22 protein-coding genes and 3 pseudogenes are annotated in these 25820 nt (G+C 69.3%); 19 read left to right on the top strand and 6 right to left on the bottom strand.

What is annotated here, in order from left to right:
• Positions 1-12: 12 nt before the first annotated feature.
• Positions 13-1614 carry a serine/threonine-protein kinase gene (locus EBH09_RS00205; protein ID WP_121745076.1) on the bottom strand — a complete coding sequence of 534 codons (1602 nt, stop codon included), beginning with the start codon at positions 1612-1614 and terminating at the stop codon, positions 13-15.
• 906 nt (positions 1615-2520) lie between these two features.
• On the opposite strand from EBH09_RS00205, the gene EBH09_RS00195 reads away from it, so the two are divergent.
• The 3 genes from EBH09_RS00195 (at position 2521) to EBH09_RS00185 (ending at position 5097) form a co-directional block, all read left to right on the top strand.
• Positions 2521-3336, top strand: a complete 816-nt coding sequence (locus EBH09_RS00195) for a winged helix-turn-helix transcriptional regulator (protein ID WP_238697099.1) — start codon at positions 2521-2523, stop codon at positions 3334-3336.
• Positions 3337-3485: 149 nt separating this feature from the next.
• Positions 3486-4079 (top strand): isochorismatase family protein, encoded by a 594-nt coding sequence (locus tag EBH09_RS00190; protein WP_121746149.1) that lies wholly within the window; start codon positions 3486-3488, stop codon positions 4077-4079.
• Positions 4080-4551: 472 nt separating this feature from the next.
• Positions 4552-5097 (top strand): GNAT family N-acetyltransferase, encoded by a 546-nt coding sequence (locus EBH09_RS00185; RefSeq protein WP_193776037.1) that lies wholly within the window; start codon positions 4552-4554, stop codon positions 5095-5097.
• Between the two features lie 584 nt (positions 5098-5681).
• Here the strand turns inward: EBH09_RS00185 and EBH09_RS00175 are convergent.
• Entirely contained in the window at positions 5682-6593 is a 912-nt protein-coding gene (locus EBH09_RS00175) for a pyridoxamine 5'-phosphate oxidase family protein (protein ID WP_121746147.1), read from the bottom strand.
• A 112-nt stretch (positions 6594-6705) separates the two neighbouring features.
• Positions 6706-7161 carry a VOC family protein gene (locus EBH09_RS00170; protein WP_121745075.1) on the bottom strand — a complete coding sequence of 152 codons (456 nt, stop codon included), beginning with the start codon at positions 7159-7161 and terminating at the stop codon, positions 6706-6708.
• Positions 7162-7313: 152 nt separating this feature from the next.
• Here EBH09_RS00170 and EBH09_RS00165 point away from each other — a divergent pair, with 152 nt between their 5' ends.
• From EBH09_RS00165 to EBH09_RS00120, 10 genes and pseudogenes are all read left to right on the top strand, one after another.
• Positions 7314-7886 (top strand): CGNR zinc finger domain-containing protein, encoded by a 573-nt coding sequence (locus EBH09_RS00165; protein WP_121745074.1) that lies wholly within the window; start codon positions 7314-7316, stop codon positions 7884-7886.
• Between the two features lie 348 nt (positions 7887-8234).
• Positions 8235-8417: pseudogene (locus EBH09_RS00160) on the top strand (SRPBCC family protein); the annotation flags it as partial.
• A 221-nt stretch (positions 8418-8638) separates the two neighbouring features.
• Entirely contained in the window at positions 8639-9433 is a 795-nt protein-coding gene (locus tag EBH09_RS00155; RefSeq protein WP_153182568.1) for a hypothetical protein, read from the top strand.
• Positions 9434-9982: 549 nt separating this feature from the next.
• Entirely contained in the window at positions 9983-10138 is a 156-nt protein-coding gene (locus tag EBH09_RS37620) for a hypothetical protein (RefSeq protein ID WP_193776036.1), read from the top strand.
• Between the two features lie 4 nt (positions 10139-10142).
• Positions 10143-10790, top strand: coding sequence for a tyrosine-type recombinase/integrase (locus tag EBH09_RS00150; protein ID WP_121745072.1), 648 nt, complete (start codon positions 10143-10145; stop codon positions 10788-10790).
• Complete coding sequence (locus EBH09_RS38275) at positions 10787-12523, top strand: hypothetical protein (protein ID WP_238697098.1); 1737 nt, start codon at positions 10787-10789, stop codon at positions 12521-12523. Before EBH09_RS00150 ends, EBH09_RS38275 begins: the two co-directional genes overlap by 4 nt.
• Positions 12477-12914, top strand: coding sequence for a hypothetical protein (locus tag EBH09_RS38270; RefSeq protein ID WP_238697097.1), 438 nt, complete (start codon positions 12477-12479; stop codon positions 12912-12914). Before EBH09_RS38275 ends, EBH09_RS38270 begins: the two co-directional genes overlap by 47 nt.
• 77 nt (positions 12915-12991) lie before the next feature.
• A complete protein-coding gene (locus tag EBH09_RS00130) occupies positions 12992-13390 on the top strand; it encodes a DUF6262 family protein (protein ID WP_121745068.1) in 399 nt (132 codons plus the stop codon).
• 52 nt (positions 13391-13442) lie between these two features.
• Positions 13443-14585 (top strand): DUF6183 family protein, encoded by a 1143-nt coding sequence (locus EBH09_RS00125; protein ID WP_121745067.1) that lies wholly within the window; start codon positions 13443-13445, stop codon positions 14583-14585.
• A 166-nt stretch (positions 14586-14751) separates the two neighbouring features.
• A pseudogene (locus EBH09_RS00120) lies at positions 14752-15490 on the top strand (GNAT family N-acetyltransferase); the annotation flags it as partial.
• 504 nt (positions 15491-15994) lie between these two features.
• Here the strand turns inward: EBH09_RS00120 and EBH09_RS00110 are convergent.
• Positions 15995-16525, bottom strand: coding sequence for a hypothetical protein (locus EBH09_RS00110; protein ID WP_121745066.1), 531 nt, complete (start codon positions 16523-16525; stop codon positions 15995-15997).
• Positions 16526-16540: 15 nt separating this feature from the next.
• Positions 16541-16861 (bottom strand): hypothetical protein, encoded by a 321-nt coding sequence (locus tag EBH09_RS00105; protein WP_238697096.1) that lies wholly within the window; start codon positions 16859-16861, stop codon positions 16541-16543.
• Positions 16862-16973: 112 nt separating this feature from the next.
• Here EBH09_RS00105 and EBH09_RS00100 point away from each other — a divergent pair, with 112 nt between their 5' ends.
• Entirely contained in the window at positions 16974-17597 is a 624-nt protein-coding gene (locus EBH09_RS00100) for an SMI1/KNR4 family protein (RefSeq protein WP_153182567.1), read from the top strand.
• Between the two features lie 249 nt (positions 17598-17846).
• Positions 17847-19109 (top strand): hypothetical protein, encoded by a 1263-nt coding sequence (locus tag EBH09_RS00095; protein ID WP_345940915.1) that lies wholly within the window; start codon positions 17847-17849, stop codon positions 19107-19109.
• A gap of 778 nt (positions 19110-19887) precedes the next feature.
• Here EBH09_RS00095 and EBH09_RS00085 read toward each other — a convergent pair.
• Positions 19888-20202, bottom strand: coding sequence for a hypothetical protein (locus EBH09_RS00085; protein WP_121745062.1), 315 nt, complete (start codon positions 20200-20202; stop codon positions 19888-19890).
• A gap of 538 nt (positions 20203-20740) precedes the next feature.
• Here EBH09_RS00085 and EBH09_RS00080 point away from each other — a divergent pair.
• The 4 genes and pseudogenes from EBH09_RS00080 to EBH09_RS38260 all read left to right on the top strand — a co-directional run.
• Positions 20741-24076 (top strand): RHS repeat-associated core domain-containing protein, encoded by a 3336-nt coding sequence (locus tag EBH09_RS00080; RefSeq protein WP_238697204.1) that lies wholly within the window; start codon positions 20741-20743, stop codon positions 24074-24076.
• Between the two features lie 583 nt (positions 24077-24659).
• Positions 24660-25232 carry a winged helix-turn-helix domain-containing protein gene (locus tag EBH09_RS00075; protein ID WP_274595125.1) on the top strand — a complete coding sequence of 191 codons (573 nt, stop codon included), beginning with the start codon at positions 24660-24662 and terminating at the stop codon, positions 25230-25232.
• Entirely contained in the window at positions 25148-25714 is a 567-nt protein-coding gene (locus EBH09_RS00070) for a transposase (RefSeq protein WP_121746145.1), read from the top strand. The genes EBH09_RS00075 and EBH09_RS00070 overlap by 85 nt, the downstream gene beginning before the upstream one ends.
• 11 nt (positions 25715-25725) lie before the next feature.
• A pseudogene (locus EBH09_RS38260) lies at positions 25726-25820 on the top strand (hemolysin III family protein); the annotation flags it as partial.

Here is a 25820-nt window from a genome sequence, read left to right as displayed (position 1 = left end):
TCCCTGGCCCCATCACGCCTTCTTCTCCCAGACGGTCATGCCCAGTTGCAGGAAGGCCTCTTCGCGCAGGGCCGTCTGCTTGACCTGGAGCCTGAGCGCTCCGACGTCGCCCGAGTCGTTCCCGACGCAGATTTGGGTGCCCTCCTCGGCTGCCGCGAGGGACCAGGTGCGGTACTCGGGACTGGTGGCGCCGCTGAGGAGGTGGCGGCAGACGTCGAGGGAGGCGGCCTTGCCGTTGAACAGTTGCACGAACAGGCTGGTGTCGCTCTCGAGCGCGCAGGCGTCGTCGTCCTCGCAGTTCAGACGGATGTCGCCCGCACGGTCGTTGCGGAGCTTCGGTTCGTCCAGGCTCAGGGAGTTCGTCTCGTACAGCCACGCGGGGGACAGCACATCCGCTCCCGAGGACGCGGAGGCGTCCGGGGCGGCCCGCGCCGGCCCGGGGGAGCCGCCAACGGCCTGCGGGGTGCCTGACGGCGACGCCGTGGACCGGGCGGAATGCGTCGGTGCGGGAGCCGAAGGGGAGTCGCCCGCGGCCCGCTCGCCGAGGCCGAACCGGTCACCGGCGAACCACGTCCAACCCGTCAGCACCAGAGCGCCCGCGGCCACGGCCCCACCCGCGATCAGCGCGGCTCGCCGTCCGCGCGGCATCCGGGGCCGGACGGGCCCGAGCAACAGCGTCGAGGCCGCCGTCGACGGATCCACGGGAGTGCGCACCGGGTCCGGAACACTCGCCTCGGGTCCCGTGACCTCGCGCCACACGGCCGGCCCGGCGCCCGCGTCGGCGTCCGCTCCAAGACGCTCCCGGCACCACTCGACGACCTCCGCCGACGTGGCCCGCTCCCGCGGATCGGGCGCCAGACACCGGGCGAACAGCGGACGCAACGGCTCCGGCAGCCGGGACAGATCGGGTTCCTCGTGCACGATCCGGTACAGCACGACCGGCGCTATGCCCTCCCCGTACAACGGTTCGCCCAGCGCCGCGAAGGCCGCCGTCTGGGCCAGGGCGAAGACGTCGGTCGCCGGGGACACCTCACCGGCGGTCGCCTGCTCGGGCGCCATGAAGTGCGGCGTGCCGACCGTGGAGCCGGTAGCGGTGTGCGAGGAGAGGTCGGCGGCGACCGAGATACCGAAGTCGATCACCCGCGGCCCGTCAGCGGCCAGCAGCACGTTGGACGGCTTGAGGTCCCGGTGCACCACCCCCACGCCGTGGATCGCCTCGAGCGCCTCGGCCACGCCGGCCATCAACCACAGCACGGCGGACACCGGCAGCGGGCCACGCCGGGCGACGGCCGCCGTCAGGGACGGCCCGGGCACGTACAGCGTGGCGAGCCAGGGCGGTACGCCGTCGGTGTCGGCGTCGACGAGTTCCGCGGTGTAGGCGCCCCTGACCCGGCGGGCGGCCTCCACCTCCCTGCGGAAACGCCGCCGAAAGCCCGGATCGTCGGCGAGCTCCGGCCGCACCACCTTGATCGCCACCGGACGGCCGCCCTGGGTGTGCGACAGGTACACCCGACCCATGCCCCCCGCGCCGAGCCGGGCCACGAGCCGGTAGCCGCCCACGACAGCGGGGTCACCCGCCTGAAGCGGCTGGAACACCTCGGTGGTGCTGCTCATCGAACCGTCATCCCCCTGCTCCCCGGCCGGCCGACGGGCCGGCCCGGAACAGAAGCCTAGACGGGAGCAGCGGACCGACTGACCTGGGACGTTGAGAACTGCCTCCCGCAGGAGGCGGCCACCGTCCGCGCCGGTGTCACGGACGTGGGCGGTGCCGGGGCGCCCCCGACGAGCCGTGGACCACCTTCGCTTCCCTGTCCCTCGAAGCCGCGCACACCGCCCCGGCCACCAACACCGTGTCCTACGACCCCTACGCCCACAGCCTTCCCGGACTCCGGCCCACCGGACGGCTGGCCCGCCTGCGCGACGCCGCCTACGCAGGCTCCCGCCACGGACGAACCACCGCCTAGCGACGGCCGGATCGGCCTGGTGTACGCCGGTGCAGGCGATAGCCTCGGCCTTGCCCTCCCGCAGGGTGAGACACGGGCAGAGCTGCCGGCAAGAGGGCCGGGTCAGTGGGGCAGCAGGGGGAAGCCGGTGCTCAGAGCGCCGGCGCAGACCAGCAGGAGCGACGCACCAACGGTGAGCCGTTTCAGGAGCATACGGCGCAAGGGGGCGTACCGGGCTTCGTACTCGCCCCGCAGTTGGTCGGCCCGTACGGCGGGTCAGATGCACGTAGGCCGGACAGCGCGACGCACCAGGAGGGTGACGGCCGCCGCTGCGCCGGTGCCCGCGGCGACCAGTGCAGCGCGGCAGGACGGCCGGAGCGGTGGCAGGGGCAAGGTCGCGCAACCGGTCGAAGGCGCTGAGCGGGAGGCCGCTCAGCGCGTTGCCGGGCGGACGCCGAGACACCGCGGGGCGAGGATGCGTGGGCGCGCTCACGCGCACCGCCTCCCTGGCAGCACCGACCTGTCGTAGCCGGCGATCGCCCGACAGTACTGCGCGACCGCGCGCACCCTGGACCTCGTGGGCGAGCGCTGGACCCTGCTGCTCATCCGCGAACTGCTCACCGGCCCCAAACGGTACGGCGACCTCCAAGCCGACCTGCGTGGACTGGAGACCGGACTGCTCGCGGCCCGGCTCAAGCACCTGGAACGCGAGGGTCTCGCGCACAAGGTGCTTCTGCCGCCCGCCCGTACCCCCGCGTACGCGCTCACCGAAGCGGGCGAGGAACTCGGGCCCGCCGTCCTGGCACTGGCCCGGTGGGGCCTGAAGTGGGCCATGGACGAGTGCCGCACGGACGAGACCTTCCACGCCGGCTGGGCCGTGCTCGGCTTGCGGGCTTGCTTCGACCCCGATGCCGCCGCAGGACTGCGCGCGGTGTACGAGTTCCACGTCGACGACGAGATCTTCCACGCCCGCATCGACGACGGCGCTGTCGAGACGGTCCACGGGCCCATCCGGCACCCGGACGCGACGATCACCACCACGAAGGAGGTGCTCGTCGAGGTGACGGCAGGCGGGCTGACCCTCTCCCACGCGATCGAGACCGGTCGCGACGGCGGCCGGCGACGACGAGGCCCTGCGCGGGCTGCCGGGCATCTTCCGCCTGTCGGCCCCGCGTTCCCGCGAGACCACGTGACCCGCGCGCACCGCGCGCCACACGATGTCGACACGTCCACGATCGCGGGCTGCACCTCACAGCCGCCGTGCCGACGCCGACCACCGCCCTGTGTCCGAGTCGGCTCCTCCGGGACCAGCCGCCGGCACAGTTCCCGCAACTCGTGCGCACCAGGCGCTCAACGACCCCCACCACAAGCCACAGCTCACCCAGCCAGATGAGATGACGTGTCATAGGGGCCGGGCACGAAGCGTTTCTGCGGTGAACAACCGTGGTCCGTGCGGGTGAGCGCGACCGCTTTTGTCTCCCAGGGAGCGTGCGGGGCCGGTAGAACGCGGGGGTTGTTCCGTCGCGCTGAAGGGGGCTCATGATGAGCCGAGGGCTGATCGTCGTGGATGTGCAGAACGACTTCTGTGAGGGAGGCAGTGTCCCGGTCACAGGCGGGGCGCGGATCGCGACCGCTGTCGCCGCTCTGGTCGAGCGCAGTGCGGTGACCGACTACCAGTACATCGTGGCCACCCGGGACCATCACATCGACCCAGGCAGCCACTTCTCCGAGAACCCGGACTTCAAGGACAGCTTCCCCGTCCACTGCGTGGTCGGGGGCGAAGGCGGCGAGTTCCACCCGAACTTCGCTCCCGCGGCCACCGGCGGCAAGGTGGACGCCGTCTTCTTCAAGGGGGCTCACAGCGCCTCCAAGAGCGGTTTCGAAGGCTTCGACGAGCACGGCACACCCCTGGCGGAGTGGCTGCGCTCGCGGGAGGTGGAAGAGGTCGACGTGGTGGGCATCGCCACCGACCACTGCGTCCGCGCCACCGCGTTGGATGCCGTCAAGGCCGGGTTCCGCGCCCGCGTGCTCCTGGACTACTCGGTCGGCGTCGCCCCGGACACCACCGCGTCGACTCTGGAGGACTTCCGCCGGGCAGGCGTGGCCGTCTCCGGTGCGACGCCCGTCCCGCAGTAGCAGCTCCTTCGTCCGCCGAGGGGACGGGCACCGGACCCGACGGGCTCCCGCACTTCCCTGTGAGGGGCCGCGGGAGAACACGGCACCGCGCCCGCGAGGGGCGGACGGGCACTCATCCGTACGAGTCAATTCGATCGGTGACCGCGCCCCGGACAGCTCAGCGGGGTCATCGTGGACGCATGGATGATGCACAGCCACTCTCGGTGGCTGCCGGGCCCCGGGCGGTGCTGCGGTGGGCGCGGGCGACGGGGCTGGTGGCAGTGAGGGTGAGGAGCGGCGGCCGGCCGCAATGAGGCTCGATGTGCTCGCCGCAGGGGCCTTGCCGCGGGCCGGCACAGCACCACCTACACGGAGACGGGTCTCCAGACGGCTGAACCCTGTCTCGTCCGGGCGTCCTCAGCAGCCGTGACCGCTAGGGCGGTGTATCGAAAGCGGCTGGCTGTGACTCTGTGGCCTGTGCTTCGATGCCCGAGTGAACATCGAGAGCTCCGGGGCGCCGGATGAGAGGCCAAGCCGGTGGGTTCGGCAGAGGGCTGATGGCGATGTGGAGGAATGCGCGCGGGTACTCGCGGAGGTCCATGCGCACGATGGCTATCCGGTGAACTGGCCGGATCAGCCCGGCGAGTGGCTGTCACGAGGTCCGCTGCTGGGCTCCTGGGTTGCCGAACTCGAAGGCGGACTGGTTGGGCATGTCAGTTTGTCACAAGGCGGCGAAGGCGATCTGGCCCCGACGTTGTGGAGCGAGCGGAACGGGGCGACGCGGGGGATGACCGCCGTGGTCAGCAGGCTGTTCGTTGCCCCGCAGGCGAGGGGACATCGGATCGGCGCACTGTTGATCGGCCAGGCAGTGAAGGAGGCGCGGCGTCGTGGCCTGCATCCGGTGCTCGACGTCGTCGCATCCGACACCGCGGCGGCAGCCCTGTATGAGCGGCTGGGCTGGGAGCTGATGGCCACAGTCGAGCAGCAGTGGAGTCGGCACCAGACGGTGGCCGTCCGCTGTTACGCAGCGCCATCGTGACGTGGTCAGTCATGGCCACGCGTCGATGGCCGCGACGAGGGCGGTCGCCTCGTGGCGGACCGAGAGCTTGTCGTACCTCGTGGCCACGGCCCGGTGCCTCTTGAGGCGATCGACGCCGCACGCGACCGCGTGCCGAGCTTCGCAGTCCGGTGCGTCGAACGTCGGCGGCCGGCTGCCGTGCGAACCGCGTTTCCTGCGCTTTCCGGCCTGGTCGGCCTAGTCCGGGAGGGTGCAGCGGATCCCGCGCCGCCGCAGGTAAGCGCGGCTCTTCCGGGAGGCGTACGCTTTGTCGGCCCGCACGCGAACGGCGCCGGGTGCGCGGCCTGCCCGGACAGCCTGCGCACGGCTCACCTGGGGGTGGCCGCGGGCGTCGAGGCCCGTGCTTCGAGACCGCAGCGAGTCATACCAGCCGGGAGTGCGGCGCTGGGGCAAGTACAAGGGCCGCGCCACCGCCGGTGCCGTCACCGTTCCCGCACGCTGCCGCTCGGACGCCATGACCCCACAGACGTCCTGCGCTGCACCGGCTGTTGAGGCCGTGCGATGCTGTGACCTGCGGTGGTCGGCGGGTGGTCCGCCGTGCGAAGTCAGCGGACCGGCGGGTTGAAGCGGGAGTAGCCGGGCTCGCCCCAGCGCAGCGGGGACGCTCCGGACACCTCGTGCACCGCGTCGACGCAGAACTCTACGAGCCGTTGCGCCCCCGGTGTGCGTGCGATCTCCTCGGCGTCCCAGACGGTCCGGGCCGTCCCGGACAGATGGAGGGCGGTGCCCGTCTCCCAGTCCGGTACGAGGATGCCCGCCGCCGGGTTGACGTGCAGGTTGCCCAGCGTCAGGAACATCGCGTTGCCGGCGTAGTCGGGCCAGCGCAGCAGGGTGGGGGAGAGGACCTGGACGAACCCCGGGTTGCCGCCGCGGTGCGAGGCGTCGATGTGACCCGTGTCGGACGCGGTGGTGACGAAGAACGTGTCGGCCCGCCCTACCGCCGCGCGCTGCGTGGCGTCCAGGGCGCGCCCTGTGGTCGCGCGGCGGAGCACTGGCCCGTCCGTGTCCGCCGGGCGGTGGTCGCGTTGCTGGATGTACTTCGGGCAGTTGGAGATGACCTGGTCGAGGGTGACGCGCAGTCCGGTGCCGTCCCGGTCGGCGCGGCCGTTGATCCGCATTCTGCGCCGGGTGGCGGGATCGAGGGCGATCATCCCCACCGGCAGGGACCGTGCTGCGCCGAGGACACCGGTAAGAGGGTCCTCCGGGACGGGCAGTGCGTCGATGACCAGGCTGCGCGGGTCGGGGACGCGGAGGAAACCGGGCTTCCCGGTGAGGTGGGTGGCCCAGAGCCGGCCCTTCGGGTCGGCGGCGCCCACCACGATTATGGGTCGCTCGGCCAGGAATTGTCGGGCGACGGGCGGTACTTCGGCGCGGACGGCGCGAAGCGCCGAAGCGGCCCGGGAGGCGAGGCCGGCCCGCTCCTGCACCGCGAGTTCGCCGGCGTGATAGGTGGCCACGGTGTGCTCCTTCTCGTACATCGGGACAGGGCAGGCGGCGCTCCCACCCGGCCGGTCTCCTGCCCGGGCGGGAGACCGGCCGGGCGGGAGCGCCGGGGGTGAGCGTCGCGGTCTAGAAGAAGCCGCAGGTCGGAGCGTTCTCGGTCGGGGCGTCGGCGGGGTTTGCGCCGGTCGGCGCGTAGATCTCCAGGCGGGTGCCGTCGGGGTCGGTGAAGAAGATGCCGCCGGAATCGGTGTTCTCGCCGTGTGGGACGACACCGTCGTAGGCGAACCCGGCGCCCAGTCGGCGCAGCACCTCCTCGGTGTCCTTGACCTCCTCGACGGTGTCGACCTGGAAGGAGAGGTGGTGCAGCCCAGGCCGGTCGGTGGCGAACGCGCCCTCGCTCTGTTGCCACAGCGTGACGATCAGGCGCTCGTCCCGGCCGAGGAACGCCCAGCGGCGGCCGTCCTCCTTGCCCTGGGCCAGCACCTCGAAGCCGAAGACTTCGCAGTAGAAGGCGAGCGAGCGGTCGAGGTCGGTGACGTTCAGCCCGATGTGACCGGTCTGTAGGGTCTTCGCCTTGCCCATGGTTGATCAACCGCTTTCGTCAGGGGTCACGAGATCACCTCGTAACCATTGAAATGGATATTAGGGGTTAGAGCGAAGGGCAGTCAACCGGTGACCATGGAATGACCGGTTATCGTGGGTGGGGTGCCGCCGCGACGAAGGGAACCAGCGCCATGCCGTCACCTGCCGAGCCCGACCCGAGGCCGCTGACCGGCGAACCGCTCGCCATCGACCTGCTCAACACGCGCTGGATCGACGCCGCGGGCCGGCATGACCTCCTCGACTCCCTGGACGGAACGGCACTGTGGCTGAACACGCCCCTGGTCCGCGACACCCTCGGCGGCGCCCGCGTCCCGGCCGGCCGTGACACGCAGGAGCGACTGCGTCAGGCCCGCGCCGCGCTCGACGAGGCGGTCGCCGACCCGGCGCACCCGACGCCCGCCGCCGTCACGGCCGTCAACGACGTGCTCGCCCACGGCCGGCTGCGGCAGGTCCTGGGCCCCGGCGGACCGGCCACCATGCCCGAGGTGGACAATCCGGCCTGGCTGCCGGGCTGGGCCGCGGTCACCGACTTCCTGCGCCTGATGGCCGACCGCCCGGATCGCATCCGCGCCTGCGGCAATCCGCAGTGCGTGCTGCACTTCTACGACGTGTCCAAGAACGGCACCCGCCGCTGGTGCTCGATGTCCGGCTGCGGCAACCGCGCCAAGGCACAACGTCATTACGCCCGCCACTACCGCGAATGAGCCGACGCTCCCGCGCGCCGCGGCAGCACCGGCCGCTGTGGGCCCGCCCCCGGTGCGCAGCGCGCAGTGCCGTCCGTACCGCCGCTCGTCGGAAGTGGGCCAGGGCAAGAGACGCGTCGATCGCGTCGTATGAGGCCTCGTTCGACCAGGGCTCGTTATGGGTGTGGCCCGACGCCAGGAAGGCGATGCGGTGCGGAGCGTCGATTCCTCTACCGCGTCGAACGTCGGCGCGGCGAGCGCAGAGTCCTGTGCCAGTGCGACCGCGAGCTACCGGCCGTCCTCCCTTGAGAACTCTTTGGTGGTGGCCCGGGTTCCGGACCTCTCGGTCTCCTGTCGGAATCGCTCCACGTCACGCTCCCTTCTGGGGAGACCGTCTACAACCCCGTCCGCGTAACCGCCAGCGGCGCAGGGAGCGAAGCGGTGTTCACCCTCCGTCGCCGGCCGGGGCTGAGCGACGCCGAGTTCGAGCGTGACGCCGGCATGGTCGCTGCTGTCCTGGCCCGCCTCAAGGAGCCGATGGAGTCCGGCTGAGGTCCTTCTCCGGCTCCGGCACATCCACGTGATCACCTCGCGACCGGATCGTTGGCAGGCCATGGGCGAGAAGAGCTGACCGACGACGTCACCTGGAGCACTGCCTGCTCCGTGACACCGTCCATGGAGGTGCCTCACGGGGGCTCACCGGTCCCCGCGGCAACCGGTTGCAGTTGCGCAGTGGGTCGGTACGGCGCCACCTCTTCGTCGATGAGCAGCTGGTGCGTGCAGCAGGTGACGCTGTCCTGCCCCGGCAGGTACTGGGCGAGGAGGACGTCGCCGACTGGGTGTACGAGGGCCTGGTGCGCTGTGGCGGTGTCCGGTGTCCGGGGCGTGGTGGGCCGGATGAGCGCGCCGACGTCTCCCTCGCGATGGAGGACGCCGTCATCGAGGGTTACGCCTGGGCTGCGCTGCGCGGTTCCTCCGGCGCGGCCCGGGAGGGGCTGGTCGGTGACGGCATCCTGGTCCGCGAGGGGGCGGAGTTCGCCTTCGCTCACGACGTGCACCAGGACTACGCGATCGCCGTACGCCTCGGCATGAGTGATGCCCCAAACGTGGCCAGCGTGGCCGTGCCGCGCCGGCTCCTGCGCGGGTTCCGGTTGTGGGGGCAGATGCTGCTGGCGCGTACCGCCCGGCGTACCCCGGTCCGGATTCCGGCCGCCTGGCAGGAGATCACGTCCCGGGCGCACGGCGTTGCTGGTGGCGGCGACGTGCGCTGGGCGGACGTGCCCTTCGAGGCGCTCTTCGAACTCGGGGAAAGCCAGGCCGTGCTGGCGGCCCTTGCCGCCCAGCTACTCGACGGCGGCGGGGTGGACCTGGTCGCAGCGGCCTCGCGCCGCTTGTCGGACGCCGATGTGGCCGTGCCGGTGCTGGACTTCCTTCTCGCCCAGGCCGACGCCCTCGCTCCGCGTGCCGCAGACGCGGCGTTGGTTTGCACGGCTACCAGGCTGCTGACCTTGGGCGAGCGCCTCCCGAGGGAACTGGTGGCACGGGTGCCGAGGGCGGTGGCCTGCTGATATGACGGTGGGCCCCGCCGGGCGCAGGAGGCGGCCTGTGCGCTGGCCTGTGCCACGGAGCGTCTTGACGACGACGCACGCAGCCTGCTGGCAAAGATCGCCTTCCGCCACTTGCTGTCGGTGCAGTGTGTGGTTGAGGGCCGAAGGTTCAGCCTGCCGCTCGCCCGCCACGAGCCGGCGCTTCTGGCTCGGCTGGCGCGGTCCTTCTACCTCGGCCACCCTCACAGTCAGGACCATGTCGATGCCCGTGAGGGTGTGCGAGGGCCGGGATGGCCCCTGGTATCGCGTGTGGTTCGGGAGGTCCTCCAGCGGGTCCTGATCCGGCGGACTTGGGCCCCTTCGGCGCCTGATCGAGCATCCGCCCGATCACGGCCTTGCTCTGATTGGCGCGGTGGCAGACGCCGCCACCTCCGCCGTAATGCGCCGCATAACACGGGTGCTCCGCAGCCGGTGGCTGTCACCTGGCCGCTGGCTGGAGGCCTGGGCACCTTCACGGGGCCGCGCCGGGTATCGGCACGGCCGGTGGCCGGGGAGGCAGGACCGGGACCGGTGATCACCGCCCTGGCAACGCTGCGCCGGTGGGCGAGCGCCCGTGCCGGGGAGGGTGCTGCGCTGGCGGAAATTGTGGAGCAGGTCCTGGGCCTAGATCAGTTCTTGCTGCAGTCGCTCGGCGACCTCGCGGACGAGTTCAAGACCATCGGCTGATCAGATGGCAGCGATCCGCGACGCGGAGGCGTCCTGGGACCCGGCGGGTGCGGTTTGGTCGGGTGAGCTGCGGTATCGCCTGCTCTGGGCGCTGCTGGAGGAGGCCGGGCTGAGGCTCGGCGAGGCGCTCGGCCTGCGGCACCGCGACTGGAAAGCCGGCACGGGTACCACCGCGCAGGTCGCGGTCGTCCACCGCGAGGACCACCCGCACGGTCTGCGGGCCAAGAGCGGGCACCGTCGTGTCTTCGTCGGTTCCGCCCTGGACCGCCTGTACGGGGACTGGGTCTGGGCGCTGTGCGAGGCAGGCGCCGACGTTGAGCTGGACGACTGGGACAATGCGTACATCTTCTGCGACCTGCACCGTGGGCGCCGGTTCGCCCCGCTCCGGCCGGAGAGCGTCTGCAAGCACCTGGCCGCGCGGAAGAAGGACGTTCCTGGCTTGCCTGCGGACATGACGCCGCACTGGTACCGGCACCCCCACGCCACAGCCCTGCTGCTGTCCGGCGTGCCGATGCACGTGGTCAGCCGGAGACTCGGCCACGCGGACATCCAGACCACGATCAACACGTACGCCCATGTCACGGAGGACGCCGAACTGAGGGCGTGCGCCGACTGGCAGAAGATCACGCAGGCATGGGGGGGCCGGCCATGACTCCTGATCCGGCCAAGACCACGGCCCTGCCGCAGCAGCGGGACACGGCACCACGGGTACGGGAACGAAACCGGAGGGACAAGCGGGATCCACGGCTGTCGATCGCCGAGCTGTTCAGCGTGGAGCGGGCGAGGCGCCTCTGGGAGAGCCTGCCGGAGGAACGTCGGCGGGATCACTTCGATGCCGCCAACATGCCCGAGGACTACCTCTCCGCGTTCAGCAGACGGACGATCGACAAGGAACGCGGCTGGTTCACGCAGTCCCTGAGCATGCGAGGGCTGCCGGAACCGATGGTGTGGGAGCTGGCCTGGTGCGTGCACCAGCAGGTCGCCGACGGATACAACATCAACACCATGCGCATGGGGGAGTTGCGTCGCGGGCGCGTTCTCGCGGTGGAGCACGGGAGCCCGGCTGCGCGAGCAGCGCGTTCGCTTACGGCTCTGACCCACGAGGAGTGGGGGCGGGAGATCCGTGGGGCCTTGATGCGCACGAACGCCTCGGCCAACCCCCACCTGCCGGGGTTCGTCGAAAACGGTCTGAAGCATCTCCAGGACCGCCTCGCCCACGCCTACCACGACGGCGAGTGGTGGCTTCTGAACGTCTGGAATCCGGCGCTGGACCGGCGCATTCCGCAGAGGGAGCACGAGCCGTACGGCCGGACGGTCGCGAACTTCAGCCAGCTGACTACGGACTGGTTCCGGGAGGCCGCGAAATGGTGGCTGTCGGTGCAGTTGTCGACGGAACGGTACGTGTGGTCGTCGGTCAAGAGCCGCCTCGACCATCTGAAGTGGTTCCAGTGGTACATCGACCGGGCGGGATGCGTCGGCCCGCATCTCGTGGCCAGCCCGGAGGAGCTGCGGACCTGGCTACGGGGATTCGTGGATCTGCTCAACAACCACACGGCGATGACCGGCGCGAACAAGGGCGGCCGGCTCGCGAAGAACAGCCGGCGGGGCACGCTGGTGACCATCGAGGCGTTCTACCGCTGGATGTACGACAACCGCGCCGAGGCCGTCAGAGTGCTCGGTGACCGCCGCTGGGACGCCCTCGGTGCGCACCACTCCGTGTTGTTCCGGCTGGAGGACAAGCCGCGGCCCACCAACCAGCCGCCGGACGACATGGCCCTGAAGGACGAGGTGATCAGCAAGATCACCACAGGCTCCGGAGTGCTCGCGGCCCCCGGGCCCGAGGGCGGGCTGGACGACAGGCAGGCTTTCCACGCGCTGATGCTGCTGATCCGGACCGGCCGACGCATGAACGAGGTCCTGATGATGGACTTCGAACCGCTGCTTCCGCTCCTGATGACAGGCCGGCAGCAGGGGGTGAGCCGGACGGTTTCGTGGCCCGGCTCGCCTACCAGCAGACGAAGATCACCGGTGGTGATCCGCCGACGATCCCGGTCGACCAGGAGAGCGTCGACATCGTACGCCCCCAACAGGAATGGGCTCGCGCTACCTCTTCCTGCAGACCAAGAACAACCGGCTCGGCAAGAGGCCCTACGCCTCGGCAACCTTCCACAGCAGACTTGGCGAGCTGACCAAGATCCTGGCGATCACCGACAGCGTCGGCCGCCCCGTCAAGATCTCCAAGACCCATACCTTCCGGCACACGCGAGCAACCGATCTGATCAACGCTGGGGTCCCCATCCACGTCGTCATGCGCTACTTGGGGCATGTCACCCCAACCATGACCATGCATTACGCCAAGACCCTGGCCGTGACGGCGGAGCGTGAGTTTCTCCGCTACAAGAAGGTGACGGCCGACGGTCGGACGGCCGAGGTGAACCCGAGCGACCTCTACGACCTCCTCCACCTGGACCAGCGTGCCGACCACGTGCTGCCCAACGGCTGGTGCATGCTGCCGCCCAGACAGGTCTGCTCCAAGGGCAACGCCTGCCTCACCTGCGACAAGTTCGTCACCGACGCCAGCCACCGCGACGCACTACAGCACCAGCTCGGCCAGACCGAAGCACTGATCGCGCGCCGTCAGGCGCAGTTCACCGCCCGCCACGGTGAGCCGATAGGCGGGGACAACATCTGGCTCACCGGCCGCCTCGCCGAAACGCGAGCCCTGAGCAAGGTCCTCGTCGCCTTGGACCAGGTCAGTGTCCGTGAGGACGGATAGCTGAGGGCGGTACGCGGGCCAGGCGCGGCCGACCGCCCCGAATCACGGTCCACCGTCCAACGACAGGAGCCGACCGTATGACGCCCATGCCGGAGCATCTCCGCCAGGCCACCCGCGCCCGCACCGAGGAAGCCGAGAAGCGGGCCCGCGCCGCGCTGGCCAAGACGGGCAAGCCCATCAGCTTCACCGCCGTGGCCCGCAAGGGCGGGGTGAGCACCGACTTCCTCTACTGGAGCCCGGAACTACGCACCCGGATCGAACGCCACCGCGCCAAGAGCGGGCCGGTTCCGGCCGCGACTGCAGATCCGCCGGTCGCCCCCTCGACCTCCGCCTCGGTGAGGGCACTGAGCGCCCGCCTCACGCGGCAGCAGGAGACTCACCGCGAGGAGGTGGCAAGGCTCCGCCAGGCGCTCGAGATCGCGCAAGGCGAGAACCTCGACCTGCGCAGGCGCCTGGCCCGCTATGAGGCCGACTGAGGCCGCAGAAAAGGGCCTGCCCATCCGGCCAGCCCTCCCATAGGCTCACGGCGTGAGCGACCGGATACAGAAGATCGTGACGCGACTGCCCGACCTGAAGAGCGTGACCCAGGTGTGGGACATGGCCGAGCGAAGGCTCGATCAAGGCGATGCCGCGTTCGTGGCCGATCTCGGCATCGCCCTGGCCGACCGATACGGTTCCTCCGCCGCTCAGGTCTGGCAGTACCGCAGCGTTTTCGACCGTCTCCTCCGCCTGCTGACCACGACCGCGGGCCGGGAGCATGTCGAGCAGGCGTTGCGACTCGTGTCGGCCGCCTCGCCCAGCAATCGGAAGCTGGTCCGCTACGCGGCTTCCCTTTTCGCCGAGGGCCAGACCGCGAAGGACTTGGCCATCCCCTTCGTCGGCGGCAGCTCACGCGCGGCAGCCTCGGAGGAGCTTCGGGCCTGCCTCGTGCATGAGCTGGTGCTCAGGGGCGTCACGATCGCGGAGTCGTCGGCGATCGAGGCGTGGGCGACTTCATCGCACTGGCGCCATCATCCGCTTGCGTGGCTGCCGCTGGAGCTGTCGGTGATCGAGGAGGCGCCGCCTCTCCCGAGCTACTCAGTGGGTGGGGCCAGTTATTCGATGCCTTACGGGCCACAGGACGGCCCCGGTGTCGCGCTGGGCAGCGTTACGCCCCTGCCGCAAGTGACCGAGACAACGACGGCGGAGTTCCGCGAGGCTGCTACCGCAGCGGTGGCCAACTGGGCGGAGGAGTCCAACGGCCGCAGCGAGGCCGGAACGTACGAACTGACGGAACCGGTTGAGGCGGAGATCCTTCCCGGCCTGATGGCGGCACTGGGGCTGGAGTGCCTGAGCGGTGTCGGCCCGCTTAAGCGCTTCGCCCTCTCTGCCTGTCGACCGGAACACGCCTGGCGCATGCTTTTCGCGGCGGCATCGACCGGTGGCGCGTACAACAACGGCGTCTACGGCGCTTACGGGCGGCTGGCCGCCTGGCGTTCGCTCACTGCCTTGTCCGGAGCATCCACGACAGCACCGGTCGGTGAAGTGGAGCGAAGCATCCAGGAATGCGACTGGTACAGCTTCGGGGCCGCCACGAGGTGGTTCGAGTGTGTGGCGTGGGACATAGGACTGGTATCCGTCGTCCCGGGGGCTCGGCGCATCGCTGTGCTGGCAGCCACGGACACTGACTGATCCCGCTGACAACCCGTCGCCCTCCAGGCGTCTCCAGCGGTTCCATGGGGATCAGGAATTTTGGGCTCCATCCTTCGACAAGTTGATCTGGCACCACAGAGCCCTCATGGTCCGTGGCAAGCGGAATGCAGTAGCCCGTTCCTGCGGTCAATGGTGGGGTGTCCGAATGGATCAGCAGATGGTACTCGCCTTGTTCGATGAGCAGATGCGACGGAACGCGCAGCCGGACGACCTGGCGGCGCGCGTCGAGCGCATCGGCGGTGTGGTGCGCCAGGTCGGCGTCGGCGCGGACGACTGGAACGGGGTGGTCCGGTCTGGGTTGGACGAGGCGACCGCGGATGCGGCGATCGCCGCGCAGGTGGACCATTTCGCTTCGCTGGGCCGCGAGTTCGAGTGGAAGCTCTACGCCCACGACACGCCCGCCGACCTCTCCAGCCGACTGCTTGCCGCCGGTTTCGTGTCCGAGCCCGCGGAGACCTTGATGGTCGCAGACATCAAGGCACTCGGGGTCGGAGCCGAGATTCCCGCGGGCATCCGTCTGGAGCCGGTCACCGACGCTGCGGGGGTGGAACGTGCAGCCGACGTTCATGAGCAGGCGTTCGGCACCAGCGCGGGCCGTCTGCGCCACCGCCTTGCCTCGCAGCTGAGAGGACGGCCGGAGACGTTCAGCATTGGTGGTCGCGATGGCCGGCGACGTGCCGGTCTGCGCGGCCCGCATGGAATTGCACCCGGGGACCGACTTCGCCAGCTTGTGGGATGGAGGAACACTTCCCGAGTGGCGGGGCCGCGGCATCTACCGGGCACTGGTCGCCCACCGGGCCCGCATAGCCGCCGAGTTGGGTCACCGCTACCTGCAGATCAGCGCCTCCGACAAGAGCCGCCCGATCCTGCAGCGCCTGGGGTTCGCTCACTGGGCAGGCGGGAGACGGCTTCGGCGACAGGGACCGTCTCGGCCGCGTGGGCCGGCGTGGACGCGGCGACGGGCAGGACGGCGAGGAACGCGGCGGTCAGGCCACGTAGCACAGAGGTGAGCATGCACCGTTGATAGCGGCTGGGGGAGGGGCGCAATCAGCGGTTCGCCGAGTGCGCCGCCCGTGTGAGTGCAATGGTCATACCGGACTCCGGCACCGACGCGCCGCAGTTGACCATCGAACGAGCCGAAGCGCTCTCGGTGGTGAGTGTGTGGAGCTGGTCAAGCGGCAGCCGCCAGCCACCGTTCTTCCGGCCGCGCCGGCTGGCGACCGAAGCGGGTACCCCGACTATGGGGTATGGGGCGCGGCAAAAGTGCTTGTCAGTCGAGATGCCCCGGCACGCAGCGGCGCGGAAACCGATCCACTGAGGGCTCGACGCACAGAGGACGGTTGCAGGCGGGATCGGATACCACGACGCCCGCAATCCCGTTCACAGGATCACCAGTCTTCCTCAGCGTCCAGCGGGGACAGGTCATTTTCCCAGGCCAGATCGAGGACGTAGCGTTCAGTATGCGGGGTGCGCCGCCAGTCGTCCGCCAGGCGGGCTGCCGGCCCGGATGCGGCCAGATCGCGCAGTGTCGCTTCGTGATAAGCGCCCGTGGCCTGGCGGCCGGTCCACCAGGCGGCACCCCGGTACACCCCTGGGCGGGGCAAGGCCATGTCCCCGGCCGGACCGTAGCCGAGCTGGTTGACGACCAGGGCTCCGGTCTCGGACTCGAGAGTGATGGCGACGTGGCCCTCGGCGTCACCCGGAGCAGAGGGAGGTGCGTCCCAGAGACGGATGTCGACCTGGGCGGGGATGTCGGCCTGAAGGCTGTAGAGATACAGGTGGTAGCCGTTGCCGGCCACCACCTGCCGGCGTGCGGCGTCCATGGCGGCTGCGTCGTCGAGGTAGGCGTCGGCGTCGTACACCTCGATGAAGCGACGGCCAGGAACGGCCTTGACGCTGTACTCGGACAGGAGCCCCATGAACGGGCCTTTCTCTCAGCGGGTGATCTTCACGTAGAACGGGTCGCCGTCCAGCATCCAGTGCAGCGTGTACATCGTGTTGAGCCGACGTCCTCCTTCCTCATCGTCGGTCCCCTTGATCAGACGGACGGAGTACCGGGCGTCGCCCCAATTCGACCCTTCCTTGGCCGAGACGAAGGGGCACTCGTTGCACTGCAGGAACGTCCCGGTGCAGTCGCCCCAGACGTGCCGTGGAACTCGCGCCCGTGGGCCAGCAGCAGACGCAGCGCGGCGTCGATACTCCGTGCTGCGCCTTCGACTCCTCCAATTGCTGAGCCGAGATGCCGCAGAGCGCACGGTGCGACATAGCGGCACGAACTTGCTTGATCTTCACCCCTCAAGAACCTGACGAGGAGCATTCATGTCACGGCAGAGCCCTGACCGCTCGCTCGCGTCTACCCTCACCTGTATGACGACCGATTGGATGGCGAAGGACCAACGTGTGGCTCGGGGGCGGCGCGTTGACGAGCTCAGCTGTCCACCCGCGAGGCAGAGTGCCTGCCCGCCGCCGCTGTCCGAAGCGGAGATCTGCGAAGCGGAGGCGGAGCTGGGCATTACGTTTCCGGACCAGTACCGAGAGTACTTGCTCCGGGAGAGCGCCGGCGGCGCGGTGAATCGGCTATGCCGATCCGCGGCAGGCTGGGGCTGGCATGGAGACTCAAGCACCAACTACGACTTGCTCACTACTGACTTCCCGCCTCCTGACTCCTACCGTGCTTACGAGGATGAGCTGGACGTGCGCGAGCCGCTGATGCAGGACTTTCCGGACCACCATGCCTATCAAGCGGCATGGGAGCGGTGGGACGCCGAGTACGAGGTGTTCCAGGAGCGCAAGACGTCCGGTGCTGTTTTCATCCAGGACAACGGCTGTGGCATTTCGACCCTGCTTGTTGTCTCCGGTCCGTACCGGGGCTCACTGTGGTTCGACGGCCGGGCCACCTGCGACCAGATCCTTCCTCTGGAACTGGGCGGTCAGCCTGTGTCGTTCATGGACTGGCTCGCTCGCAGGTCCATGGATCTGGTCCGATGGTGAACGCGGCCGGGTTGGCACCGGGCCGAGTCGGTCCGACTACCTGGTCGAAGAATTCTTGACTCAACCACCGATGAGAACTCGGTGAGACTAATCGCGGGTCAGGTCGTCAGCGAGGCTGGGATCAGCGCGGCACCATGTCAGTGCCGTGCCGTAAATTGCCAGGTATTACGCGTTCCCGGCGACGAGGGGATGAGAGTGCGCAGGCCAGTTGAGGGCGAAGTCCACGTTGACTACGGTCAGATCTATGTCGTGAGTGATGCGGACAGCTTCGGCCCGGACCTCCAGGAGTCTTTTGCCGGGCAGAGCGCCGGGCTGTGCGGGGCCGCGGTGACAGGCGCGCTGTGGTTGTCGACCGGGCTGCACACGGGCAGCGTCGGCTTCACCGTCGAGGTGCACGACCAAGCCCCGCCGCTGGATCCGGCGTGGGAGGACGTCGTGGAGGCGTCCTTCCGGCCCGTCTCGGCCAGCAGCGCTCTCGTGCAGTGGGCAGGGGAAGCCTCCTGGGAGCTCGACCTGGAAGAGACGGACTACCGGGTGCGCTACTGCGCCCAGGGCCTGGACGAGGCACACCAGCAGGACACCCGGCTGGACGACGAGCCGCAACTGGACTGCTACTTGCTGCAGTTCTGGCCCGCTCCACCCGCACCGGACCGTGTCCTGAAACAGGCCTCGGCGACTGCCGCGTACTGGCACGACTACGCTCGTCGGCAGCCCGCTCCACCCACACTGGCCGAACGCGCCGAAGCCGAACGCCAGGCCCGCCTCGCGCGGGAACAAGCCGAGGAGGAACGCCGGCTCGCCCACGAACGATGGCAGTGGGGCGGACGGTCGCCGAGCCGCGCCCTGCGCGAGGTCGGTGGCAACGTGCGCGGCCTGCTCGCCTTCGACCCTGCCCTCGTCCACGCCATCGACGCCGCCACACCCGAGATTCAGCGGGCGACAGCGCTGCTGGCCGCACGCCGCGCCTGTGAGGCAGCCGGGCTCACCGACCTCGACTGGATCGCCGCAGGGCTCACCGCCCTGGCCGAGAGCCGCCCGCTGCCGCCGCCCCTCGACGACCCGACCCAGGCGTGGCGGACTCTGGAAGCGGACCCACAAGTCCCCGACAGCACCGTCGGCCAGGCCGTCCCGCCCAGGCGGCCCCCCTTCCAGTCACCCACCCGCAGCGACGCGCACACGCCGATGCCCAAGCCCATGTCCCTCCCGCGGATGGCAGGTCCCGCGGCTGTCCTGGTGAAGTCGCCGGACCGTGCCGTGCCACCGACACCGCGGCCCGGGGAAGCGATGCCGTACACGATGAGGGTCACGCTCGGCGAGCCGGACCCGTCCCTGCGGATGTCCCAGCCCCACATGGCCCTGCCCGCGCTGCTCGGCGCAGCCGAACCCGACCCGCTCCAGGCAGCCCTGGACGCGGTGTACGCGGCCGTGGCCGCTTACGGCGAGGACTACCAGACACTTCTGCGAGAGATCCGGTCCGCCCTGCCGGAAGCTGTGAAAGATAGGGCAGTGTGAAAGATTTCCGGTTCGTGAGCTACGACCTTGCTGTCTCGGAACGCGCCAGACCGGCAGACGACAAGACCGCCGACCGGGTCTTCAGCGACCTGCACGACCGCTACTTGAATGGTGAGGGGGAGTCTCTGCCGGCACGCATAGCGGCGTACGCGGCCGCGCTGCTTGAGCAGTGGTGTGAGATCACCGAGGACGTAGAGGACACCTCGCCCTGGCCGACCGGTCCGTTGATCAGTGCAGCCAGCGATCCGCTGATCTACTTCCCCATACGGTGGAGCATGGCCGAGGAGGCACCGGCCATGCGCGGCGGGCCGTCGCCGAGTCCATGGAACTGGTCTGCTTCGAAGTGCAGCAGGAGCGGCTCAGGCCGTTTGGGCGGCCCTCCAGCGCAGATGTTGACGGCAGGCGCGGACCCCTTGACGCTGATCAGCAGGCGGGCGGATCGTGACCGTTCGCGTCACGTTCCACCCTGCGCCCTGCATGTCGTCCACCTGGCGCTACGTCGTGCGCCCCGTCGGCTCCTTCCACCGCGTCGGCAACCTTGATGGCAGTGTCGACGACGTCAGCGACCAAGAGCTTGCCTGACTCCGCCCCGAGCGGGACGAAGACGAACAGCCCGCCCGGCTCTGCTCCCGCTGCGGCACCGAGCCGCTCCTGCACTGGCACGGTCCGCTGAAGACCGGCGTCTGGATAGAACTCTGCCCGGCCTGCGACGCCCGACTCTTTCGGCGGCAGCCTGGCCGGTGCGATATCCACATCTCGCGTGTTTGGACGGTCGTCCCTAGGCAGCCTGGTCCCAGCTGCCCGGGAGAGTGTCCTCGTCGGGCGGGCGCTGCGAGGCTTTCTCGCGGATGCGCAAGAGAGCCCATGCCGGGATGGCGAGGCAGGTGAGGTACCAGGGCAGCGGCCAGACGATGTGCCACCACGGTGCCTGGGGTGCGAGGAGCAGGTCGGTGGTGGCGGTGGCCATTCCGGCGGCGAGGGTCCAGCACAGCAGGCGTCCGGCCCGCTGGACGGCGCGGGTGGTCCGGTGCGTGGCGGGGGAGGGGCGGCGGCTTGGGCTGGAGCAGGACATGCGTCTGCCCAACGCGTTCATCGGTGAACGTCCTTCACAGCAGGGGTGGTTGCCGCGGGCTGGGGGACCACGCATGCAGGACGGGGAAAGTGTGCATTCCGTGAAGCCGTGCATGCAGGGGTGCCGCACGTCCGCCGTACGCTCTGAGACAACTTGCCTGGACAGCGCTTTCCGTCCATGACCGGCGACAACGGCTGGTGAGCGCCGTCCGGCCGCGTAGGAGGCATGCCGGAAGCTGTCCGAAACAAGACGCCCGATGACCTCCCCTTCCATGAAGAAAGACCAGGTCACAAGGTTTCGGTCAAGGTACCTGCCAGGAGCGGTAACAGAACCATCAATTCCGCCCGTGCCGCACGGCGGTTGGGGTGATTACGCCCTGGTTTGCCACGCTGAAGTGGTGGGGCTGATTCCGGCTCGCATGGATATGCCGTTCAGGGGGACGCCGCGCCGGTTTGTGTGCTTCTTGTGTCAGCTTGTGTGCCACTGGTGACCGCTGGGGTTGCCGGGTCTGACTTCCTGTGGGGGGAAGCTGATGCACTCGCGTGCTGCGCGCACGCCCATGTGGCGTGCCCGGAGAACACACAGAACCGCTCTCGTCTCGGCGATCACCACGGCCGCCGTGGTGATCGCTGCCGCGCCCGGCCTGGCGGCCGGCCCGAAACCGGACCTGCCGGAGCCGGAGAGCCCCTGGACGAAACCGACGAAGGTCGAGGCTCCCTCGACGCCGGCCGGCCCGGTCAAGGCGCCGGAGTCGGAGGCGGAGGCGAGACCGTCGGCCGAGGTCGCGGCGTGGCGGGCGGCGCAGAAGGCCCGCGCGACGGGCGAGGAGCCTGCCAAGAGCTCCCCATCCCGCTCGGCGGCTGCCGCGGACGCCGCGGCGGCCGACTACCTGCCCGAGGGCCAGGGCGAGGTGCCCTGGCACCGAATCCTGGACACCCGCCTGAACGACGCGCTCGTGGCGCGGGTGAATGTCTCTAACGGCAACCTGATGCTCGCCGCGACCGACTTCGACATCGCCGGCGTCGGGCAGAAGCTCCAACTGACCCGCACCTACAACTCCCTCGAGGCGCCGTGGGGGAAGGTGTCGCAGCGCTGGTGGCAGGGATACGAACGCTACCTCCAGGTGGGCGACGCTGAGGTGGACGTCTTCGACGCCACCGGCAACCTGCTGCGCTTCACCGCCAAAGCCGACGGCACGTACACCACCCCGGTCGGCTACTCGAAGGACCTGAAGAAGAACGCGGACGGCACCTACACCCTCACCGACCGCAAGTCCGGCACCAAGGACACCTACAACGAGCACGGCACCCTCACCAAGGTCACGGACAAGAACGACGGCACGATCACCGTCGACCAGCACGACGAAGGCGCCGAGCACAAGGGCTTCAAGCTCACCGAGACCCGCTCCGGCCGCTGGATCGACCTGGTCAAGACGGACGCGAGCCAGTGGCAGGCCAAGGACCACACCGGCCGCACCGCCGTCCTCGACCTCGACGCGGCCGGCAACCTGGCGAAGGTCACCGACACGGCAGGCAAGGCCACGCTCTACGAGTACGACTCCTCGCACCGGGTGACGAAGGTGACCACCCCCGAGGGCACCGTCACCCTGTTCACCTACGACACCCACAACCGCGTCACCTCCATGCAACGCGCCACCGCGTCCTCGTCGAGCGGTCACACCGGCCCGACCTGGCGCTACGACTACACCGCGGCCACCCCGTCGGACGCGGGCACGACGACGGTCACTGACCCGGATGGCGACGCCACCAAGTACGTCCACAACGCTGACGGTGAGGTCACCAAGGTCACCGACCCGCTCGGCCACTCCCGCCACTCCACCTACAAGAACCACCTCACCCAGACCGCCGTCGACGCGATGGGCACCGGCTCGGACGGCACCGGCGGCAACACCACCACCTACGGCTGGGACGACCGCAACAACGCCGTCTCCCAGAAGCTGCCGATGGGCGCCACCGCCCAGGTATCGCAATACCAGACCATCGCGGGCACTGACCTGCCCAGCGACATGACCGGCGCCAACGGCCGCAAGGACACCTTCAAGTACGACACCAACGGCAACACGATGTCGGTCACCACCTCGGGCACCGCGGGCCGAACCCGCGAGTACACCTACAACAAGGACACCCCGACCTGCGGCGGTTTCGAGGGCCAGCGCTGCACCGCCAAGGACGGCAACGACAAGGTCACCTCCTTCACCTACGACCACCACGGCAACCTGATCAAGGTGAAGCCGCCGGCGCCGCTGGGCGAGACGGCCTACACCTACGACGCGCTGGGCCGCGTGGAGACGGTCAAGGACGGCCGCGGCATCACCACCGTCTACGGCTACGACTCCCGCGACCGGGTCCGCGAGGTCTCCTCCACCAACTTCACCGTCACCTACTCCTACGACGGTGACGGCAACGTGAAGTCCCGCACCGACGCCTCTGGCACCACCAAGTGGGCGTACGACGAGCTCAACCGCGAGAGCGTGCGCACCCTGCAGAACGGCGGCCAGACGGCCCTGGCCTACACCCCCGGCGGTGACGTCGACTTCTACACCGACCCGACCGGGAAGACGGACTACACCTGGGACAAGGCCGGCCGCCTCGACTACCTGACCGCGCCGGACGGCAAGAAGACCGACTTCGACTACAACAACAACGACAAGCGCACCAAAACCATCTACCCCGGCGGCACCACCCAGACCGTCACCATCGACGACAACGGCCGCCCTCAGCGGATCAAGACCACCTCCGGCACCCAGACCTTCGTCGACCTCGCCTACAGCTACAAGAACACCGCGGGCAAGGACACCACCAAGATCCGCGCACGCACCGACAACCTCACCAACTACACCACCACCTACGACTACGACTCCCAGGACCGCCTCCGCTACGCCCTGGAGGCCGACGCGGCAGGCGCACGGAAGGCGTCGTGGCTGTACTGCTGGGACAAGGCCGGCAACCTCACCTCCCGGGACGGCAGCAAGAACGCCTGCCCCGGCGGCACGACCTACACCTACAACGACGCCTCCGAGCTGACCGGCAAGAACGGCTCCACCACCGGCTGGTCCTACGACAAGCTCGGCAACGAAACCGGCGCAGCCGACAACACCCCCCGCACGGGCGAGTCCTGGACGGATTACAGCCAGCTGTCCGGCATCACCGCGGGCGGCAAGACCTACGACCTGATCCACGCCGGCACCACCAACGCCGAACGCACCAAGCTCGGCTCGACCTGGTTCCACCACACCGCCCTCGGCCTGGCCTCCACTACGACGAACGGCGTCGACACGGGATTCATCCGCGAACCGGTGGGCACGCTGAACTCCATGACGACTGGGGGGAAGTCCTACTACTACCTCACCGACGCCACCGGCAACGTCCTCGGCCTCGTCGACGACGCGGGCAAGCGCACGCATACGTACGCGTACGGCCCCACCGGCCTGCCGCGCACGACACCGACCGAGGCCGTCCCCCAGCCCTACCGCTACGCGGGCGCGTACGCCGACCCGACCGGCCTGTACAAGATGGGCCACCGCTACTACGACCCGTCTCTCGGCCGTTTCACGCAGCCCGACCCCTCGGGGCAGGAGGAGAACGCCTACCTTTACGCGGTCGGAGACCCGGTCAACCGAACCGACCCAACCGGCTTGTTCAGCTTCTCGGACATTCTGGATACCGGTAGTAAAGTCTTCGGCGTCGTGTCGGGTTGCGTGTCGGGCATCGGTGCAGCCGCATCAACCGGAACCATCCAATACGCCGCCGCGGTCGGAGGAGTGGTCGGTGCCGGAGTCGGCAGCGCGGTCGGCGCCGGTGCCGCCGTGGTCGGCAGTTGTGCGTTGGGAGGCGTCGCGGGCTACTACGGAGCCGACATCATCACCTACGGATGACGTTCAAGAATCAGACGCCAACCAGACCATCTACAGGGAAGTGACGTAAGAATGACAGCGAGCGACGCCCCGATGACGGACGCTGTACGCGCTGTGCGGATCTTTTCCATCATTCTGATGGTGGGAGGATTGAGCGGATGTATCGCGGGAATCGCGACCGGTGACGCTGTTCCGATGGTGCTCGGGGCGATCGCCGCGGCATGCGGAGTGCTCTTGGCAGTCTTTGCCGTACTCGCCGGCCGCAAGGGAAAGTCCTGACTCCCGATCCGCGAGGTGTGACCCCGCGTGCTGCAGGGTGACGGCGCCCTTGAGCGGGGAGTGAACATGGAGGCGCTCGGCCGAAGATCATGGCCGAGCGCCTCACGTCGGTGGGCTGCGCCTGGGTCATCTGTGGCGTATCCGACGGAAACGCCTGATAGCTACAGATATCCGGTCTGGCCTCCTGGCACGGAGTGATCATCTCTGGCAGCCAGCACGTCGAATACTGACTTCGGCTCGTCAGGGTGAATCTTTGTGAAGTCCCTGAAGGGTCTGGAGCGGTGGCTGTATCCCGTGGTGTGTGAGGTATGCGGATGGGGGCGGGCTGACCGCTGCGGGGCGGCAGCGCCGGGAGACGGTACGGATGCAGGCAGCCGAGCTGTTCGAGCAGGAGATCAAGCCGCCGGAGGTGGCACAGCGGTTGCGGGTGAGCCTGAAATCGGCCTACCAGTGGCATCAGCTGTGGCGGGACGGCGGTCGTGAGGCTCTGGCCTCCCGTGGCCCGGGCGGTTCGCGATGCCGTCTGTCCCCGCGCTGCCTGGAGAAGCTCGCCGGGTATCTGGAGCAGGGGCCGGCGGCGCACGGCTGGGTGGAGGACCAGATGTGGACCGCCGCTCGGGTGGCCACGCTGATCGGTAGAAAGTTCCACGTCGCCTACAGCGTCTCCGGGGCGACGCGGCTGATGCGCCGGCTCGGCTTCAACCCGCAGGTTCCCGCACGGCGGGTCGCCGAACGCGACGAGCAGGCCGTGACCGCGTGGAAGGAGGCGACGTGGGCCGAGGTAAAAGAGCCCGGGCGGCCTGCGGAGGCTACATCTGCTTCGAGGACGAGGCAGGCTTCACCCGCCGGCCGCCCAGAGGACGCACCTGGGGCCGGCGCGGCCGCACCCCGGTCGTGACCGTCAGCGGCCGACGCTCGGGGCGCCTGTCGGTGGCCGGGCTGATCGCGATGCGGCCGGGCTCCCGCACCCGACTGTGCCACCGTCTGCGCACCCACTCCGCAGGCAAGGGCACGCGCCGCAGCATGGGCGAGCGTGACTTCATCGCGCTGATCGACGGCGTCTTCCAACTCGTCAAGGCGCCGGTCGTGCTGGTGTGGGACCGGCTGAACACCCACGTCTCCCACGCCATGCGTGAGCTGATCGCCGAGCGTGCATGGCTGACGGTGTTCCTGCTGCCCGCGTATTCGCCCGACCTCAACCCCGTCGAGTGGGTATGGGCACACGTCAAGCGCAGCCTGGCCAACCTTGCCGTGGTCGCCCTGGACCGACTCGAGACCCTCGTACGCAATCGACTCAAGCGCCTTCAGTACCGGCCCGACACCCTCGACGGCTTCATAGCCGGCACCGGCCTGGCCCTCGACGAACCCACGTCACCCTGACAAGCCGAAGTCAGTACCTGCCCGACTTCCTGCACACCGGCGGAGCGGCCGTCGTCACCCTGATAGTGACCGGCGGACTCCTCTACAGCGCGGGAGCGGTGGTGTA

The organism is Streptomyces sp. E2N166 (assembly GCF_003671715.1).
GTDB lineage: Bacteria > Actinomycetota > Actinomycetes > Streptomycetales > Streptomycetaceae > Streptomyces > Streptomyces thinghirensis.
This window is presented reverse-complemented; position numbering and strand designations above follow the sequence as displayed.